The following is a 15,672-nucleotide window of genomic DNA, read 5'->3' on the forward strand; positions in this document are numbered from 1 at the left end:
CTCTGCCTTCTATGTTCGGCGTCTTAACCTTAACCCGCCCGTCCGGTACGCTCACCGTATGGGGTCCGATCACTACTTCTCTGCGACCCCGGCAAGTGCGGAGAACCTTCGGACCATTCGTGTGGTTCTCGCGGGTCGAGACCTCGAGGTCACCACCGCCGGAGGCGTGTTCAGTCCCGACCGCCTTGATGCCGGAACCGCAGTGCTTCTCGCCAACATGCCGCCACTGCCACCGAGCGGGCACTTCCTTGACCTCGGCTGCGGCTGGGGCCCGATCAGCCTGGCCATGGCGATCGCGTCTCCGCACGCCACCATCTGGGCGGTCGACGTGAACGAGCGTGCTCTCGATCTGGTACGGCGGAACGCCGAGGCGCTGGGCCTCACCAATGTCAACGCCGTGCTGCCGGACGATGTTCCCGACGACATCGTGTTCCGCACGATCCGGTCGAACCCGCCGATCCGCGTCGGCAAGAACGTGCTGCACGACATGCTCGAACGGTGGATCCCCCGTCTCGACGAGCGCAGCGACGCCTGGATGGTCGTGCAGCGCAACCTCGGGGCCGATTCGCTGCAGCGATGGATCGCTGCCACGTTCAGCCCCGGGTACAGCGTCTACCGCTCGGCCACGGGCAAGGGGTACCGGGTGCTCAAGGTCCGTCGGCACGGGACCCCTGCGACCGAGCCGATCACGACGCTCTGATCAGGCGTTCACCGCACTGCTGACCTTGAAGCCCGCCCCGCGGTGCTCGCGCGGCAGGTGGTCCCCGCGTCCGTGCAGCTTGTGACGGAGCGTTCCGGGCGTGTAATCGGTCTGGTAGACACCGCGTCGCTGCAGCTCGGGAACGATGAACGTCACGATGTCCTCGAACGTCCCCGGCGTGATCGCATAGGCGAGGTTGAACCCGTCGACGTCGGTCTCATCGACCCACTCCTGCAGGAAGTCGGCGACTTCCTCGGGCGATCCGACCACTCGCGGGCCGAGGCCGCCGATGTTGCCGAGGCGGGCGATGTCGCGGACCTTCCATTCCTTGCCGTCATCATTCGCCTGCTGGAAGTTCGCAACGGTGGACTGGATCGCGTTGCTCTTGACGTTGCCGATCGGCTCGTCGAGGTCGAACTGCGACAGGTCGATGCCCATCCAGCCCGACATGAACACGAGCGCGCCCTCGTCGCTGGCGTACTGCAGGTACTCCTCGTGCTTGGCGTGCGCCTTCTCGCTCGTCTCGTCCGTGATGATCGTGAGCAGCGTGTAGATCTTCGCCGAGTAGCGGTCGCGACCGGCGGCTTCGAGAGCGTCGCGGATGCGCTTCACCGTCCCGGCGAGCACGGTCTTGGTGGGAGCCGCGACGAAGATCGCCTCAGCGTTGCCCGCTGCGAACGCGATGCCGCGCGGCGAGGCGCCGGCCTGGAAGATCACCGGCGTGCGCTGAGGCGACGGCTCCGAGATGTGGATGCCCGGAACGGTGAAGTGCTCGCCGTGGTGCCCGATCTCGTGCACCTTCGCCGGATCGGTGAACACACCGGACTCGCGGTCGCGGACGACCGCGTCGTCCTCCCAGGAGCCCTCCCACAGCTTGTAGGTGACCTCGAGGTACTCGTCGGCGACGTCGTAGCGCTGATCGTGCTCGAGCTGGTCGTCGTGTCCCATGTTGCGGGCGGCGGAGGGCAGGTAGCCGGTGACGACGTTCCAGCCCACGCGGCCGTTCGTCAGGTGGTCGAGCGTGGTCATGCGCCGCGCGAACGGATACGGGTGCTCGTACGCCGTACCGGCGGTCACTCCGAAGCCGAGGTGCTCGGTGACGGCCGCCATGGCACTGACCAGCAGGATGGGGTCGTTGACGGGGACCTGCGCTCCGTGCCGGATCGCCGCCTCGTTCGACGCGCCGTAGACGTCGTAGGTGCCGAGCACGTCCGCGATGAACAGACCATCGAAGTGGCCGCGCTCGAGCAGCTGCGCGAGTTCGGTCCAGTACCCGATCTCCTTGTATCGCGCTGACTGATCGAGAGGATGCCGCCACATGCCCGAGGACTGGTGGGCGACGCAGTTCATGTCGAAGGCGTTGAAGCGGATCTGCTTGCTCATGCGATCCATCGTGAACGATGTCTCCTGCCTACGCCGCATCCGGTGTCACAGAGAGACTCACAGCTGTGGGACACCTCCGAAACGGCTGTCTTCGACAACGACGCAGCGATCCGGAGACACACCGAGACGTGCGGCCGCGTGGAGGAAAAGGTCCGGTGCCGGTTTGCCGGCCGCTACTTCTGTGGCGCTGAAGATTCGACCTTCGAACCGAGAATACAGAGCCGTGATCCCGAGAGTACGCCGAAGCTTCGCGTGTGATCCGCTCGAAGCCCCACACGTCGTCCAGGGGATCCGATCGAGCGCGTCCTCGATGCCCGGCACGGGGACGAGCGAGCATTTCTCAGACGAGATCGACGTTACCGCTGTAGACCAGTTGGGCCGGCCCCGACAGAGCGACGTGCTCGCCGTCTTCTGCTGGGAACATCCGCACACCCAGAGTGCCGCCCGGGACATCGACGCGCCAGTTGTCGGGCGCGCGGTCTCCGGCCCAGTACCGGACGGCGAGGGCCGTCGCTGCGACACCGGTACCGCAGCTGAGGGTCTCGCCGACACCGCGTTCGAAGACGCGCATCGTCACGTGCCCGATGCCGTCGCGGACGAGCGGCTCCCCCGGCACGACGAACTCGACGTTCGCACCACCGGGCAGGGCCGGCTCGAGCTCGGGGATGTACTCGAGTTCGAGCCCGGCGAGCTCTTCGTCTGAAGCCAGTGCGACCACGACGTGGGGATTGCCGACGTTGATGCCGAGACCGGGGCGGGGCACGTCGAGACCACGGGCGTTGGCGAGCGAATCGTCGCCGGACAGCCGCCACCGACCGAGGTCCACCTGATACCCGTTCGCGCTCGCTGTGACGTCGCGCACGCCCGCACGGGTGCCGATCGGCAGCGTCGTGCCGGGCTCGATCGTCGCGAGCCCCGCTCTGACGAGATAATGCGCGAAGACGCGGACTCCGTTGCCGCACATCTCGGCGATCGAGCCATCGGCGTTGCGGTAATCCATGAACCACTCCGCGGCGGGTTCTTCTTCCAGCGCTGCCGCACCCTCGGCGATCGCCGTCGAACGCACGACGCGCAGCACGCCGTCTGCGCCGATGCCGAAGTGCCGGTCGCACAGCGCCGCCACCTGTTCGACGGTGAGATCGAGTTCACCATCGGCATCGGGGATGATCACGAAGTCGTTGCCGGTGCCGTGCCCCTTGGTGAATGCGACCATGCTTCCAGTCTAGGGATGCCCGCTGCCGGCGCCGTTCACTTCAGCACCCGGTAGCGACCGCACATGAATGCACGGTTGCGCGCGATGTCGATGACTTCGAGATCGAGGGCTCGAGGCAGGACCGGCGCTCCGCTGCCCAGGGTCACCGGGGCGTACTGCACCCAGACCTCGTCCAGGAGTCCGGCGTCGGCGAATTGACCGGCGAGATCGCCCCCGCCCACGATCCACAGGTCGTCGCCGTCGGCCGCAGTGACCATGGCGGCGTGGACGTCGCGCACGTCGGCCTGCGTCAGATGTACGGAACCGTCATCGGGGACCGCCAGCTCACGATGCGTGAAAACCCACGTGGGGAGCGTGTACGGCCAGGCGCCTTCGTGATCGAGCACCCATTGGTACGTGGTGGCCCCCAATGCCATCGCACCGAGCATCGCGCGGAAGCCGTCGTACGCCATCGGCCCGTTGTCGTCGATGTCCTGCTTGAGCAGCCAGTCGAGCGAGTTCTCGCTGGTGGCGATGAATCCGTCCAGGCTGCTGGCCGTGTAGTAGTGGGTCGTCATCCCGTCAGAATGTCACGGGGGTCGGACATCGGAGAGATCCACTCGATCTCGGGGTAGCGCTTGAACCACGACACCTGACGCCGGGCATATCGGCGCGTGAGCGCCTGCGTCTCAGCGATCGCTTCTGCCTCGCTCTTCTCACCCGCGAGCTGCGCCAGCGCCTGCGCGTAGCCGATCGCCCGCGGCGCCGTCGTGCCCTTCTCGATGCCGGCGGCGCGCAGTCGCTCAGCCTCGTCGATCATCCCGCTTTCCCACATCTGTCCCACACGGCGGTCGAGCCGCTCGACCAGTTCAGCACGCTCCACATGCAGACCCAGGATGCGGGTGTTCGGATGCCACAGCTGCGGTTCGTCTGGAAGAGCCGCCCCATGCGTCTGGGAGCCCTGCTCGAGAACCTCGAGCGCGCGGACGATGCGGCGACCGTTCTTCGGGTCGACGCGGGCCGCTGTCGCGGCATCCGCCTCGCGCAGCCGCGCGAACAGCACCGCAGCACCCTGCTCATCGAGCTCGCGCTCCAGACGCTCACGGACGGCCTGATCACGCGGTGGGAACCGGAAATCGAAGATCACGCTGGACACGTAGAGGCCGGACCCGCCGACGAGGATCGCATCGCCGCCTCTGGCATGGATATCTGTGATGGCGGCGCGCGCAAGGGGCTGGTACCAGGCGACGGCGGCGTCCTCCGTGACGTCACGGACGTCCAGCATGTGATGCGGGATGCCGCGACGGTCGGGGACGGACAGCTTCGCCGTGCCGATGTCCATGCCGCGGTACAGCTGCATCGCATCAGCATTCACGATCTCCGCCGGATTGCCTTCGTCGCGTAGCCTTTCAGCGAGCGACAGTGCAAGGTCGCTCTTGCCGGTGCCGGTCGCGCCGACGATGGCCCAGACGCGGCTGTCAGCCCCGCTGGAGCTAGACACCGACGCGGAGCGCGGGAAGACCCAGGGATACCGAGCGCGGCGCTCCAGACTCGCCCGCCGGCGCAGGAACACCGCAGGATTCGGTCTGCGCGCGATCCCACGCGTCGCCACCACGGGTGCGACGGATGCGCAGCGGAGCGCCGGATGGGTCATCGGCGAGCAGATGGAACGGCGCACCGTGGGTGATCGTGACCGTGACGACGTCGCCGGGGCGCGGCAGGTCCGAACCCGGTGTGACCTCGAAGTGCACCAGCCGGTTGTCCTCAGCGCGACCCGTGAGGCGGTGCGTCTCGGCATCCTTCTTGCCCTCGCCGACGGAGACCAGCACCTCGACCTCGCGGCCGACCTGCTTCTCGTTCTCTTCGAGGGAGATGCGCTCCTGCAGGGCGATCAGACGGTTGTAGCGCTCCTGGACGACTTCCTTGGGAACCTGGTCCTCCATGGTCGCTGCGGGGGTTCCCTCGCGGATCGAGTACTGGAAGGTGAAGGCGTTCGCGAACCGCGCCTGCTCCACGACGCGCAGGGTGTCTTCGAAGTCCTCATCCGTCTCACCGGGGAAACCGACGATGATGTCCGTGGAGATCGCCGCGTCCGGCATGCGCTCACGCACGCGGTCGAGGATCCCGAGGAACTTCTCGCTGCGATACGAGCGTCGCATCGCTTTGAGAATGCGGTCGCTGCCGGACTGCAGCGGCATGTGCAACTGGGGCATCACGGACGGCGTCTCGGCCATGGCCTCGATGACGTCGTCGGTGAACGCCGCGGGGTGAGGGCTCGTGAACCGGATGCGCTCGAGCCCATCGATCTGTCCAGCGGCTCGCAGCAGTTTGCTGAAGGCCTGACGATCGCCGAACTCGACGCCATAGGAGTTGACGTTCTGCCCGAGCAGGGTGACCTCGATGGCTCCGTCATCGACGAGGAGGCGGATCTCGTTCAGGATGTCGCCCGGCCGGCGGTCCTTCTCTTTGCCTCGCAGGCTCGGAACGATGCAGAACGTGCAGGTGTTGTTGCAGCCGACGGAGATCGAGACCCAGCCGCTGTGGGCGGAGTCGCGCTTGGTCGGAAGCGTCGAGGGGAAGACCTCGAGAGACTCGAGGATCTCGAGCTCGGCGTCGCCGTTGTGCTTGGCCCGCTCGAGGAGAGCCGGCAGCGAGCCCATGTTGTGCGTTCCGAAGACCACGTCGACCCAGGGCGCCTTGTCGAGCACGGCGTCCTTGTCCATCTGGGCCAGGCACCCGCCGACCGCGATCTGCATGCCGTCCTTGCGACGCTTGACCGACGCGAGGTGGCCGAGCGTCCCATAGAGCTTGCCGGCTGCATTGTCACGTACAGCGCAGGTGTTGATGATGACGACGTCGGCCTCTGTGCCGGCATCCGCGCGCAGATACCCGGCGCTCTCGAGAGACCCGGAAAGACGCTCCGAGTCGTGCACGTTCATCTGGCATCCGAAGGTGCGCACCTCGTACGTTCGCCGGCGGCCGTCGGCGTCGACGGCTGCAGAGGATGCCGAGATGATCGTCGGTTCGCTGCGGGGAATAGTCATGGTGCTCTCATTCTACGAGCGGATGCTGACGATCAATCCGAGTCGACGAATCGCACTCCGGAGGGGCGAGCGCCCAGTGATGCTTCGGTCAACGCCGTGCGCGCGGCTGACATCGCCACCGAGCCTCCGTAGCCGCGACGGGCGAGCTGCCCCATGAGTCGACGCAGTGCCGTGTCGAAGTCGAGGCGGGAGAGGGACCGCGCTTTCGTCCGCGCGAACTCGAGGGCCCGGTCGGCGTCATCATCCGGGAGGTCGCCGAGCGCAGTATCGATGACATCGCGTGCGATACCGCGCTGCGCCAGGGCTCGGGATAGCGCCACTCGCCCCTGTCCCTTGCGCTCGACACCGGAGATCACCAGATGCTCCGCCAGGAGCGCATCGTCGAGGTACCCGCGTTCGCAGAACCGGTCGATGATGTCGTCGACGGCCGCGGCGCTGAGGTCGTGGCCCCGGAGCACGCCTCTGGCCTCGGAGATCGACAGCGAGCGCGCGCGAAGCTTGCGAACCAGTGCCTCTTCTGCCTTCTGCGCTGTCTGGTCGGGAACGCGCTCCCCCGACCAGACAGCCGGTGCATGCTGCTCATGAATGACAGAGCGCTTCGCCGGGGTCTGGGTCGGCTCCTCGATCGCATCGGTGGCAGGCAATGCGGAAGCCCGAACGACACGGTCGCCGAAGAGGGGAATGACGGGGGCGAGGCGGTCCACGCCCCCGTCATCGTGATCCTGAGTCATCAGGCCGGGCGACGCTGAGCCAGCTCGTCAGCAGCCGGTGCGGCCTCGGCCGCCGCGGCACCGCCGATGCCGAGCTTCTGCTTGATCTGCGTCTCGATCGTCAGCGCGATGTCGGGGTTCGCGATCAGGAAGTTGCGGGCGTTCTCCTTGCCCTGTCCGAGCTGATCGCCGTCGTAGGTGTACCAGGAGCCGGACTTCTTCACGATGCTGTGCTCGACGCCGAAATCGATCAGGCTGCCCTCGCGTGAGATGCCGACACCGTAGAGGATGTCGAACTCGGCCTGCTTGAAGGGCGGGGCCATCTTGTTCTTGACGACCTTGACGCGCGTGCGGTTTCCGACCGCGTCGGTGCCGTCCTTGAGGGTCTCGATACGACGGATGTCCATACGGACCGACGCGTAGAACTTCAGCGCCTTTCCACCGGCGGTGGTCTCGGGGGAGCCGAAGAACACGCCGATCTTCTCGCGCAACTGGTTGATGAAGATCATGGTCGTGTTGGTCTGGTTCAGGCCACCGGTGAGCTTGCGCAGCGCCTGCGACATGAGGCGCGCCTGCAGACCCACGTGCGAGTCGCCCATCTCGCCCTCGATCTCGGCGCGCGGCACGAGGGCCGCGACGGAGTCGATGACGATGAGGTCGATGGCGCCGGATCGAACCAGCATGTCGGCGATCTCGAGCGCCTGCTCACCCGTGTCCGGCTGAGACACCAGCAGCGCGTCGATGTCGACACCGAGCTTCTTGGCGTACTCGGGGTCGAGCGCGTGCTCGGCGTCGATGAAGGCCGCGATACCGCCGGCGCGCTGTGCGTTGGCGATCGCGTGCAGGGTCAGCGTCGTCTTACCCGACGACTCAGGGCCGTAGATCTCCACGATTCGTCCACGCGGAAGACCGCCGACGCCGAGGGCGACGTCGAGGGCGATGGAGCCTGTCGGGATGACGGCGACAGGCGCGCGCTCATCACTGCCCAGTCGCATGACCGAGCCCTTTCCGAACTGCCGATCGATCTGGGCGAGAGCTGATTCCAGAGACTTCTCGCGGTCTGCGGTGGTTGGCATGACGTGCTCCTCATGTGTTCGCGTGGTGCCGCCTGTAGGCTGTCGCGGCCGCCCCGGCTGGGGCGCACTCTCCGACAAGGCGTATGGCTTTTCGGCCTGTGATCACCGTAAGAGGCACCTCCGACATCGCGTCGGAAACTCCACGAACAGTGGATGACAGCACGTCCAAACCACTTGTGCAGAACGATACGCGCACTTCGAACACATCTTCGACGACACGCCGATCCGGCCGCGCGTCGGCTCAGCGGCGGCGCGGCTCCAGCCGTCCGACACCGTAGCGGCGCTCGGCGGGGACGTCGGTCTCCGCACAGAGCGCCAACCAGATGTCGCGCGGGGGAACACCGGCATCGAGGGCCTCAGCGGCGGTCCGGTTCCCCACCGCGCCGAGCACCAGGTCGTTCATGATCGCGACGGCACGCGCACCGAACTCATCTTCGACCGCACGAAGAAACTCGCTTCGTCGCATCCGCTCTCAGAATCCGTCGTCGCGTCAGTGCAGCGACAGCTCGGGCTCGACCGACGCCACGAGGTCGTCGGGAACCACATCGGGGAAGACCTGGATGCCCTCGAGCACCGAGATGCGGTCGCCCACTTCACGCATGATCATGGAGATGGGAACGTCGAGCGCTTCTGCGACGGAGGCGAGGATCTCGCTGGATGCTTCCTTCTGGCCGCGTTCGACTTCGCTGAGGTATCCGAGCGCGACCGAGGCCTTGCTCGCGACCTGCCGAAGCGTGCGACCCTTCTGCAGGCGGAAGTCCCTCAGCACATCGCCGATTTCCTGCCGTACAAGAATCATCGGAACCTCCTCTCCATTCGCGTCACCGGAGTCTCCTCCGAGCGGATCGCCAGTCTAACGCGACTCCCTGCTGAAAACGCTACCGTTTCACGCTGTGGTTTCGTTGAGAACGACACATGTGTGAGAACGCGAACCTCCGGTCGGCTATTCCCCGAGCGTCGCCAGTGCCATTGCGATCGCTGCGCCAACCGACTCGGCACGGATGGCTGCCCGATCGCCGGCGAAACGGAACTCCTCGGTGCGCACGCCGTCAGACGTCGCGACGGCGATGTGGACGGTACCGACCGGCTGTCCGTCCGGCGAGTCCGGTCCGGCGATACCGGTGGTCGAGATGCCCATGTCCGCCGGGCGACCATCCACCTGAACGGCTGTCCGCACGCCGATCGCCATCTGCGCGGCGACTTCGGCGCGCACAGGTCCGTACTCGTCCAGGAAGGCAGCATCCACGCCCAGCAGAGACGCCTTCACCGGCGTCGCGTAGGCGACCACTCCGCCCAGCAGCGTAGCGGAGGCGCCCGGTACGGAGACGATCTCAGCCGTGAGCGCTCCGCCGCTGAGGGACTCGGCCACTCCGAGCGTCCAACCACGCGCGGTCAGCGCCGCGATCAGCCGTGCGGCCTCGCTCATGCTCGGTCTGCGCGAGATCCGCGCACCTGCGAGATGACGTAGTCGACGCCGCTTGCGACGGTGAGCACGAGGGTGGCGTACATCAGCACGATGCCGATGCCGGTCCACCAGTCCATGCCGATCCACTGATGCAGCGGCAGGAGCCACCAACCGAGCGCGACACCCTGGAATGCGGTCTTGAGCTTGCCCATCCACGCCGCAGCCACGATGTGATTGCCGGCGACGATGAAGCGGTGCACCGTGATGCCCCACTCGCGGATGAGGATGACGATGACGACCCACCAGGGCCACTCCGCGAGGATGGCGAGTCCGACGAATCCGGCACCGGTGAGCAGCTTGTCAGCGATCGGGTCCCAGAGCTTGCCGAAGTCGCTGACGATGTCGTACCTGCGCGCAAGGTATCCGTCGACCCAGTCGGTCGAGATCGCCAGCACGAACAGGGCGCCGGCGACCCAGCGGATGACCACGTCCTCGGCCCCGTACGTGCCGCCGAGCAGGAGAAGCACGAAGAAGACGACGGCGAGCGGGATGCGGGCGATCGTGATCGCGTTCGGCAACTGCCGTGGGATGGCCATCAATCGCGACCCGTCAGACCCCAGGCGTCTTCATCGCCCTGGTCCTCGTCGACTACGGGCTTCCCGTCGAACTGCGCCTCGATCGGATCGCGCCCGTAGTCGACGGACTCGGCAGCCGGGGCCGCAGCAGCGGCAGCAGGGGCAGCGGGCGCGGCAGAAGCCGGGGCATCCTGCCCGCGGAGCTTCGCCATCACCGCAGGCAGCTGCTCGGCGGTCACGAGCACGTCGCGCGCCTTCGACCCCTCGGACGGCCCGACGATCTCGCGGGATTCGAGCAGGTCCATCAGGCGGCCCGCCTTCGCGAAGCCGACGCGGAGCTTGCGCTGCAGCATCGACGTCGAGCCGAACTGCGACGACACGACGAGCTCGGCCGCGGCGAGCAGCACCTCGAGGTCGTCGCCGATGTCTTCGTCGACCTCTTTCTTCTTCGCCGGATCCATCGCCTCTTGAACGTCAGCGCGGTACTCGGGTCGCGCCTGGGCCGTCACGTGCTTGACGACGGCGTCGATCTCGCTCTCCTCGACCCAGGCGCCCTGCAGCCGGAACGGCTTTGACGATCCCATCGGCGAGAACAGGGCATCGCCCTGGCCGATGAGCTTGTCGGCACCTGGCGCGTCGAGGATGACCCGGCTGTCCGTGACGCTCGTCACGGCGAATGCCAGGCGGGAGGGCACGTTGGCCTTGATGAGACCGGTGACGACGTCGACGCTCGGACGCTGCGTCGCGAGGACCAGGTGGATACCGGACGCGCGGGCGAGCTGCGTGATGCGCACGATCGAGTCCTCGACGTCGCGCGGGGCGACCATCATGAGGTCGGCGAGCTCGTCGACCACGACGAGCAGATACGGGTACGGCTTGAGCACGCGTTCACTGCCGACCGGCACCTCGACCTCACCGGCGCGGACGGCCTTGTTGAAGTCATCGATGTGACGGAATCCGAACGACGCGAGGTCGTCGTACCGCATGTCCATCTCCTTCACCACCCACTGCAGAGCCTCTGCGGCCTTCTTCGGATTGGTGATGATGGGCGTGATCAGGTGGGGCACACCCGCGTAGCTGGTGAGCTCCACGCGCTTGGGGTCGATCAGGACCATGCGCACGTCAGCCGGGCGCGCGCGCATCAGCAGGCTCGTGATCATCGAGTTCACGAAGCTCGACTTACCCGATCCCGTGGACCCTGCCACCAGCAGGTGCGGCATCTTGGCGAGGTTCGCCACGACGAAGTTGCCGCCGACGTCCTTGCCGACGCCGACTGTGAGCGGATGAGCGCTCTTCTGCGCGGCTGCGGAGCGGATCACGTCGCCGAGGGCGACGGTCTCGCGGTCGGTGTTCGGGATCTCGATGCCGATCGCGCTCTTGCCGGGGATCGGCGAGAGGATGCGCACGTCGTTGGATGCCACGGCATAGGCGATGTTGTTGCTGAGCTGAGTGATCTTCTCGACCTTGACGCCGTGGCCGACCTCGACCTCGTACTGCGTCACCGTCGGGCCGCGCGAGAAGCCGGTCACCTTGGCGTCGACCTTGAACTGGGTCAGCACGCTCGTGATCTGCTCGACGATCCTGTCGTTCGCCTCGGAGCGTGCGACGGACGGGGGGCCCTCGCTCAGTACGCCGGGCGACGGGAGGACGTACGGAGTGCTGGGCGCCTGCAGACCCCGGTCGCCGGGGCCCTCTGTGCCGAAACCGGAGAGGCCTGGGAGCTCCGGCTGTTCGCCGGTGTCACCGGAGTCGTCGAGCAGCGCGGTGCTGCCGTGCTTGCCGAGGCCAGCCATGACGCCCTCGACGTCGGTGAGCACTTCGGTAGCGGCATCCGAAGCGTCGGCCAGGATCACGGCCTGGTCGTAGGCGTTGTTGTCGTACGGCTCGTCCGTCGGCGTGAGCAGCTCGGTCAGATCCTGCGAGCCGATCCCTTCGTCCGGGTCCTCTTCGCGACCGCTCTTGTTACGACGCCACCACGGCAGGGACTCGTCCTCGGCGATCTCGACGAGGTCACCCGAATCGCCATCGGCGCTGCCGCTCTCCGCTCTCTCCGGGCGCTCGGCGCCGAACATCCAGGCGTACAGATCGCCGAGACGCGCGCCGATCTTGTTCGGCGGAGTCTTGGTGATGATCAGGATGCTGAGCAGCGCCAGCAGCCCCAGAACGATATAGGCGACAATGTCGGTCAGATACGACAGCGGCTCGCCCAGCATCCAGCCGAACAGTCCTCCTGCGGCGCTGAGCGCCGGCATGCCCTGCTTGGGCTCCGGCTGTCCGCCGGCCACGTGGCAGATGCCGGCGATCGAGATGACGAACAGGCCGAAGCCGATGCCGATGCGACCGTTGTCGTGGACGGAAGACGGATGCCGGAACAGCCACCCTGCGAGGATCAGCAGCATCACCGGCATGAGGAACGCGGTGCGGCCGATCAGCCCGCCGACGGTGTACGCGCTGATGTTCTGCGCGATCTCGTTGCCGATGAAGAACCACTCGTCGACCGCGCCGAGGCAGGCCAGGATCACCAGCAGGAACGGGAACCCGTCACGACGCTGGTCCTTCTCGAGAGCCTCGGGGCCGAACGCCCGGAACAGCCCGCCGACGCCGTGCGCGAGTCCGGTCCATGCGCGCACGATGAGCGCGGGCTTGTCGTCCTCGTCGATGTACTTCTTCGGAGCAGCCGGGATCTTCTTCGTCGGAGCCGTCTGCCCCTTGGCGCGCGCCTGAGTCTTCTCCGACGCGCGCGAGGTCTTCGTGGTGCTCCTGGCCATACCCACAGACTACGTTCGGGTGCCGACACAGCCGCGTAATGACGCGGCTTTCCAGACGATCCGGCAGCCCGAACGAACCGTGACGATCAGGCTTCGATGACGAGAGGGACGATCATCGGACGACGGCGCAGCTTCTGGTTGACCCAGCGTCCGATCGTGCGACGGACGACCTGCGAGAGCGCGTGCGTGTCGCGGACGCCGTTGCCGGACGCCTCCTTGAGCGCTGCGACGATCTTCGGCACGACGTCCTCGAACACCGCATCGTCCTCGGCGATCCCTCGGGCGTGGATCTCAGGGCCCGTGATGATGCGCCCGGTGGCGGCATCCACCACGACGATGATCGAGACGAAGCCCTCCTCGCCCAGGATCCGGCGGTCCTTGAGGTCGGCGTCCGTGATCTCGCCGACCGTGGAGCCGTCGACGTACACGAAGCCGATGTCGTACTGGCCGGCGACGCGCGCGTCACCGGCCTTGAGGTCGATGATCGTGCCGTTCGACGCGAGGAACGTGTTCTCGACCGGGATCCCTGTCTCCTGGGCGAGCTTGGCGTTCGCCATCAGGTGCCGGTACTCGCCGTGCACGGGGAGCACGTTCTTCGGCTTGAGGATGTTGTAGCAGTAGATCAGCTCGCCGGCGGCGGCGTGACCGGAGACGTGCACACGGGCGTTGGCCTTGTGCACGACGTTCGCACCGAGCTTGGTGAGGCCGTCGATCACGCGGTACACCGCGTTCTCGTTGCCGGGGATGAGGCTCGAGGCGAGGATGACGGTGTCCCCCTCCCCCGGCTCGATCGCGTGATCCAGGTTCGCCATGCGACTGAGCACGGCCATCGGCTCGCCCTGGGATCCCGTCGACATGTAGACGATCTTGTCGTCTGGCAGGTCCTTGGCCTTCTTGTAGTCGATGAGCACGTTCTCCGGCACCTTCAGGTAGCCGAGGTCTGCGGCGATGCCCATGTTGCGGACCATGCTGCGGCCGAGCAGTGCGACGCGGCGGCCGTTCGCGTGAGCGGCGTCGAGCACCTGCTGCACGCGATGAACGTGGCTCGAGAAGCTCGCGACGATCACTCGCCGCTGCGCCTTGGCGATCACCTGATCGAGCACCGGCCCGATCGAGCGCTCCGTCGGCGTGAAGCCAGGGACATCGGCGTTGGTGGAGTCGACGAGGAACAGGTCGACGCCCTCTTCACCGAGACGCGAGAAGGCGCGCAGGTCGGTGATGCGACCGTCCAGCGGCAGCTGGTCCATCTTGAAGTCGCCTGTTGCGAGGACGAGGCCGGCCGGAGTGCGGATCGCGACGGCGAGGGCGTCCGGAATCGAGTGGTTCACCGCGACGAACTCGAGGTCGAACGGTCCGACCTTCTCGTGCTGCCCCTCCTTCACCGTGAGGGTGAAGGGCTTGATCCGATGCTCCTTGAGCTTCGCCTCGACGAGAGCCAGCGTCAGACCCGAGCCGATCAGCGGGATGTCGCTCTTCAGGCGGAGCAGGTACGGGACCGCGCCGATGTGGTCCTCGTGACCGTGCGTGAGCACGACGCCGACGATGTCGTCGAGGCGGTCCTTGATCGGCTCGAAGTCCGGCAGGATCAGGTCGACACCTGGCTGGTGATCCTCGGGGAACAGCACTCCGCAGTCCACGATGAGGATCTTGCCGTCGAACTCGAAGGTCGTCATGTTGCGGCCGACCTCGCCGAGCCCGCCGAGCGGGATGATGCGGAGCGTTCCCTCCGCGAGCTGTTCAGGGGCGGCGATGGGCATGGACATTCATGTCTCCTCAGTCGAGCACCTGCGGTGCTCGTGTTGCTGTGGGCGCCTTCTGCGCCCGTCGCCTTCACGTATGTGTCAGCGGGTGGTGCCGTGCACCTTCGGAAGCGCGCCGCCGGCGGCCGCATTGCGGTCGGGGCGGAAGTTCGAGAAATCAGCGCCGGTCACATCCTTGACGAGAGCCAGCTCGTCCTCGATGAGAGCGGCCTCCCACTCCTCCGGCCCCACCAGGGGCAGGCGGACGCGGGGGCTGGAGATGCGGCCGAGGCCGTGCAGGATGTACTTCGCCGAAACAGTGCCGGGCACGTGGGTCATCGTGGCCCGCACCAGCGGCTCCAGGCGCTTGTGCTCGGCCGTCGCGGTTGCGAGGTCGCCGCGGTTCACGGCATCCATGATCGTGCGATACGGCGCCGCGGTGATGTTCGCGGTCACGCCGATGAGACCGGACGCGCCGATCGCCAGGTGCGGGAGCACATTGGCGTCGTCACCGGAGAAGTACATCAAGTCGGTCTGGTTCAGCACTCGGCTGACCTCGCTGAAGTCGCCCTTGGCGTCCTTCACGGCGAGGATGTTGGGATGCTTGGCCAGGCGCAGGATCGTCTCGTACTTGATCGGGACGCCCGTTCGGCCTGGGATGTCGTAGAGGATGACCGGCAGATCGGTGGCATCGGCGACGAGTCGGAAGTGCGTGAGGATGCCGGCCTGCGTGGGCTTGTTGTAGTAAGGCGTGACGATCATGATGCCGTCGGCGCCGGCCTTCTCGCTGGCTTTGTACAGCTCGATGGCGTGCGCCGTCTCGTTCGATCCACCGCCCGTGATGATCTTCGCGCGTCCGGCGGACACCGATCGGCCCACCTCGACGAGCTTGAGCTTCTCCGGGTCGGTGAGGGTCGATGTCTCCCCCGTCGTGCCGGTGACGACGATGCCGTCCGCACCGGCGCCGATCACGTCATCCATGTGCTTCTCGGTGGCGGCCCAATCGACTTCGCCGTCTGCCGTCATCGGAGTGACGAGCGCGACGAGGACCTGACCGAAGGGGTTGTCCGAGTGCGTCAT

Annotated in this window: 16 protein-coding genes; 1 reads left to right on the top strand and 15 read right to left on the bottom strand. The window is 66.6% G+C overall.

Going from position 1 to position 15,672, the window contains the following annotated elements; translation table 11 throughout:
- Positions 1 to 58 precede the first annotated feature (58 nt).
- Positions 59 to 700, top strand: a complete 642-nt coding sequence (locus KHB019_RS03165) for a class I SAM-dependent methyltransferase (RefSeq protein WP_230103385.1) — start codon at positions 59 to 61, stop codon at positions 698 to 700.
- Here KHB019_RS03165 and KHB019_RS03170 read toward each other — a convergent pair whose 3' ends face one another.
- From KHB019_RS03170 to dapA, 15 genes are all read right to left on the bottom strand, one after another.
- Positions 701 to 2,083, bottom strand: a complete 1,383-nt coding sequence (locus KHB019_RS03170; RefSeq protein WP_230103386.1) for an LLM class flavin-dependent oxidoreductase — start codon at positions 2,081 to 2,083, stop codon at positions 701 to 703.
- Between the two features lie 57 nt (positions 2,084 to 2,140).
- Positions 2,141 to 2,536, bottom strand: coding sequence for an HAD-IA family hydrolase (locus KHB019_RS03175; RefSeq protein WP_230103387.1), 396 nt, complete (start codon positions 2,534 to 2,536; stop codon positions 2,141 to 2,143).
- Positions 2,424 to 3,296 carry a diaminopimelate epimerase gene (dapF, locus tag KHB019_RS03180; protein ID WP_325471450.1) on the bottom strand — a complete coding sequence of 291 codons (873 nt, stop codon included), beginning with the start codon at positions 3,294 to 3,296 and terminating at the stop codon, positions 2,424 to 2,426. The genes KHB019_RS03175 and dapF overlap by 113 nt, the downstream gene beginning before the upstream one ends.
- A gap of 35 nt (positions 3,297 to 3,331) precedes the next feature.
- Positions 3,332 to 3,853 (bottom strand): dihydrofolate reductase family protein, encoded by a 522-nt coding sequence (locus KHB019_RS03185; RefSeq protein ID WP_230103389.1) that lies wholly within the window; start codon positions 3,851 to 3,853, stop codon positions 3,332 to 3,334.
- Positions 3,850 to 4,776: a tRNA (adenosine(37)-N6)-dimethylallyltransferase MiaA gene (miaA, locus tag KHB019_RS03190; protein WP_230103390.1), complete on the bottom strand. Its 927-nt coding sequence runs from the start codon at positions 4,774 to 4,776 to the stop codon at positions 3,850 to 3,852. The genes KHB019_RS03185 and miaA overlap by 4 nt, the downstream gene beginning before the upstream one ends.
- A complete protein-coding gene (gene miaB, locus KHB019_RS03195; RefSeq protein ID WP_230103391.1) occupies positions 4,769 to 6,319 on the bottom strand; it encodes a tRNA (N6-isopentenyl adenosine(37)-C2)-methylthiotransferase MiaB in 1,551 nt (516 codons plus the stop codon). The genes miaA and miaB overlap by 8 nt, the downstream gene beginning before the upstream one ends.
- A 32-nt stretch (positions 6,320 to 6,351) precedes the next feature.
- Positions 6,352 to 6,963, bottom strand: coding sequence for a regulatory protein RecX (locus KHB019_RS03200; protein WP_325471449.1), 612 nt, complete (start codon positions 6,961 to 6,963; stop codon positions 6,352 to 6,354).
- Positions 6,964 to 7,049: 86 nt separating this feature from the next.
- The gene (recA, locus tag KHB019_RS03205) at positions 7,050 to 8,105 is read right to left on the bottom strand and encodes a recombinase RecA (RefSeq protein WP_230103393.1); all 1,056 of its coding nucleotides are present in this window, start codon (positions 8,103 to 8,105) and stop codon (positions 7,050 to 7,052) included.
- Positions 8,106 to 8,346: 241 nt separating this feature from the next.
- Positions 8,347 to 8,571 carry a DUF3046 domain-containing protein gene (locus KHB019_RS03210; protein WP_230103394.1) on the bottom strand — a complete coding sequence of 75 codons (225 nt, stop codon included), beginning with the start codon at positions 8,569 to 8,571 and terminating at the stop codon, positions 8,347 to 8,349.
- A gap of 24 nt (positions 8,572 to 8,595) precedes the next feature.
- Positions 8,596 to 8,904 carry a helix-turn-helix domain-containing protein gene (locus tag KHB019_RS03215; protein WP_194422266.1) on the bottom strand — a complete coding sequence of 103 codons (309 nt, stop codon included), beginning with the start codon at positions 8,902 to 8,904 and terminating at the stop codon, positions 8,596 to 8,598.
- A gap of 144 nt (positions 8,905 to 9,048) precedes the next feature.
- Positions 9,049 to 9,531 carry a CinA family protein gene (locus KHB019_RS03220; RefSeq protein WP_230103395.1) on the bottom strand — a complete coding sequence of 161 codons (483 nt, stop codon included), beginning with the start codon at positions 9,529 to 9,531 and terminating at the stop codon, positions 9,049 to 9,051.
- Positions 9,528 to 10,106 (bottom strand): CDP-diacylglycerol--glycerol-3-phosphate 3-phosphatidyltransferase, encoded by a 579-nt coding sequence (gene pgsA / locus KHB019_RS03225; RefSeq protein ID WP_230103396.1) that lies wholly within the window; start codon positions 10,104 to 10,106, stop codon positions 9,528 to 9,530. Before pgsA ends, KHB019_RS03220 begins: the two co-directional genes overlap by 4 nt.
- Positions 10,106 to 12,853, bottom strand: coding sequence for an FtsK/SpoIIIE family DNA translocase (locus KHB019_RS03230; protein ID WP_325471448.1), 2,748 nt, complete (start codon positions 12,851 to 12,853; stop codon positions 10,106 to 10,108). The genes pgsA and KHB019_RS03230 overlap by 1 nt, the downstream gene beginning before the upstream one ends.
- 86 nt (positions 12,854 to 12,939) lie before the next feature.
- Positions 12,940 to 14,616, bottom strand: a complete 1,677-nt coding sequence (locus KHB019_RS03235; RefSeq protein WP_337458059.1) for a ribonuclease J — start codon at positions 14,614 to 14,616, stop codon at positions 12,940 to 12,942.
- A gap of 78 nt (positions 14,617 to 14,694) precedes the next feature.
- The gene (gene dapA / locus KHB019_RS03240) at positions 14,695 to 15,672 is read right to left on the bottom strand and encodes a 4-hydroxy-tetrahydrodipicolinate synthase (RefSeq protein WP_230103399.1); all 978 of its coding nucleotides are present in this window, start codon (positions 15,670 to 15,672) and stop codon (positions 14,695 to 14,697) included.

Origin of the sequence: Microbacterium sp. KHB019 (genome assembly GCF_037285405.1) — a bacterium.
Taxonomy (GTDB): Bacteria; Actinomycetota; Actinomycetes; order Actinomycetales; family Microbacteriaceae; genus Microbacterium.

Coding starts and splice junctions, on each gene's coding strand:
- KHB019_RS03165 (WP_230103385.1), top strand. CDS start 59: ATGGGGTCCGATCACTACTTCTCTGCGACCCCGGCAAGTGCGGAGAAC.
- KHB019_RS03170 (WP_230103386.1), bottom strand. CDS start 2,083: ATGAGCAAGCAGATCCGCTTCAACGCCTTCGACATGAACTGCGTCGCC.
- KHB019_RS03175 (WP_230103387.1), bottom strand. CDS start 2,536: ATGTCCCGGGCGGCACTCTGGGTGTGCGGATGTTCCCAGCAGAAGACG.
- dapF (WP_325471450.1), bottom strand. CDS start 3,296: ATGGTCGCATTCACCAAGGGGCACGGCACCGGCAACGACTTCGTGATC.
- KHB019_RS03185 (WP_230103389.1), bottom strand. CDS start 3,853: ATGACGACCCACTACTACACGGCCAGCAGCCTGGACGGATTCATCGCC.
- miaB (WP_230103391.1), bottom strand. CDS start 6,319: ATGACTATTCCCCGCAGCGAACCGACGATCATCTCGGCATCCTCTGCA.
- recA (WP_230103393.1), bottom strand. CDS start 8,105: ATGCCAACCACCGCAGACCGCGAGAAGTCTCTGGAATCAGCTCTCGCC.
- KHB019_RS03210 (WP_230103394.1), bottom strand. CDS start 8,571: ATGCGACGAAGCGAGTTTCTTCGTGCGGTCGAAGATGAGTTCGGTGCG.
- KHB019_RS03215 (WP_194422266.1), bottom strand. CDS start 8,904: ATGATTCTTGTACGGCAGGAAATCGGCGATGTGCTGAGGGACTTCCGC.
- KHB019_RS03220 (WP_230103395.1), bottom strand. CDS start 9,531: ATGAGCGAGGCCGCACGGCTGATCGCGGCGCTGACCGCGCGTGGTTGG.
- pgsA (WP_230103396.1), bottom strand. CDS start 10,106: ATGGCCATCCCACGGCAGTTGCCGAACGCGATCACGATCGCCCGCATC.
- KHB019_RS03230 (WP_325471448.1), bottom strand. CDS start 12,853: ATGGCCAGGAGCACCACGAAGACCTCGCGCGCGTCGGAGAAGACTCAG.
- KHB019_RS03235 (WP_337458059.1), bottom strand. CDS start 14,616: ATGTCCATGCCCATCGCCGCCCCTGAACAGCTCGCGGAGGGAACGCTC.
- dapA (WP_230103399.1), bottom strand. CDS start 15,672: ATGACGCACTCGGACAACCCCTTCGGTCAGGTCCTCGTCGCGCTCGTC.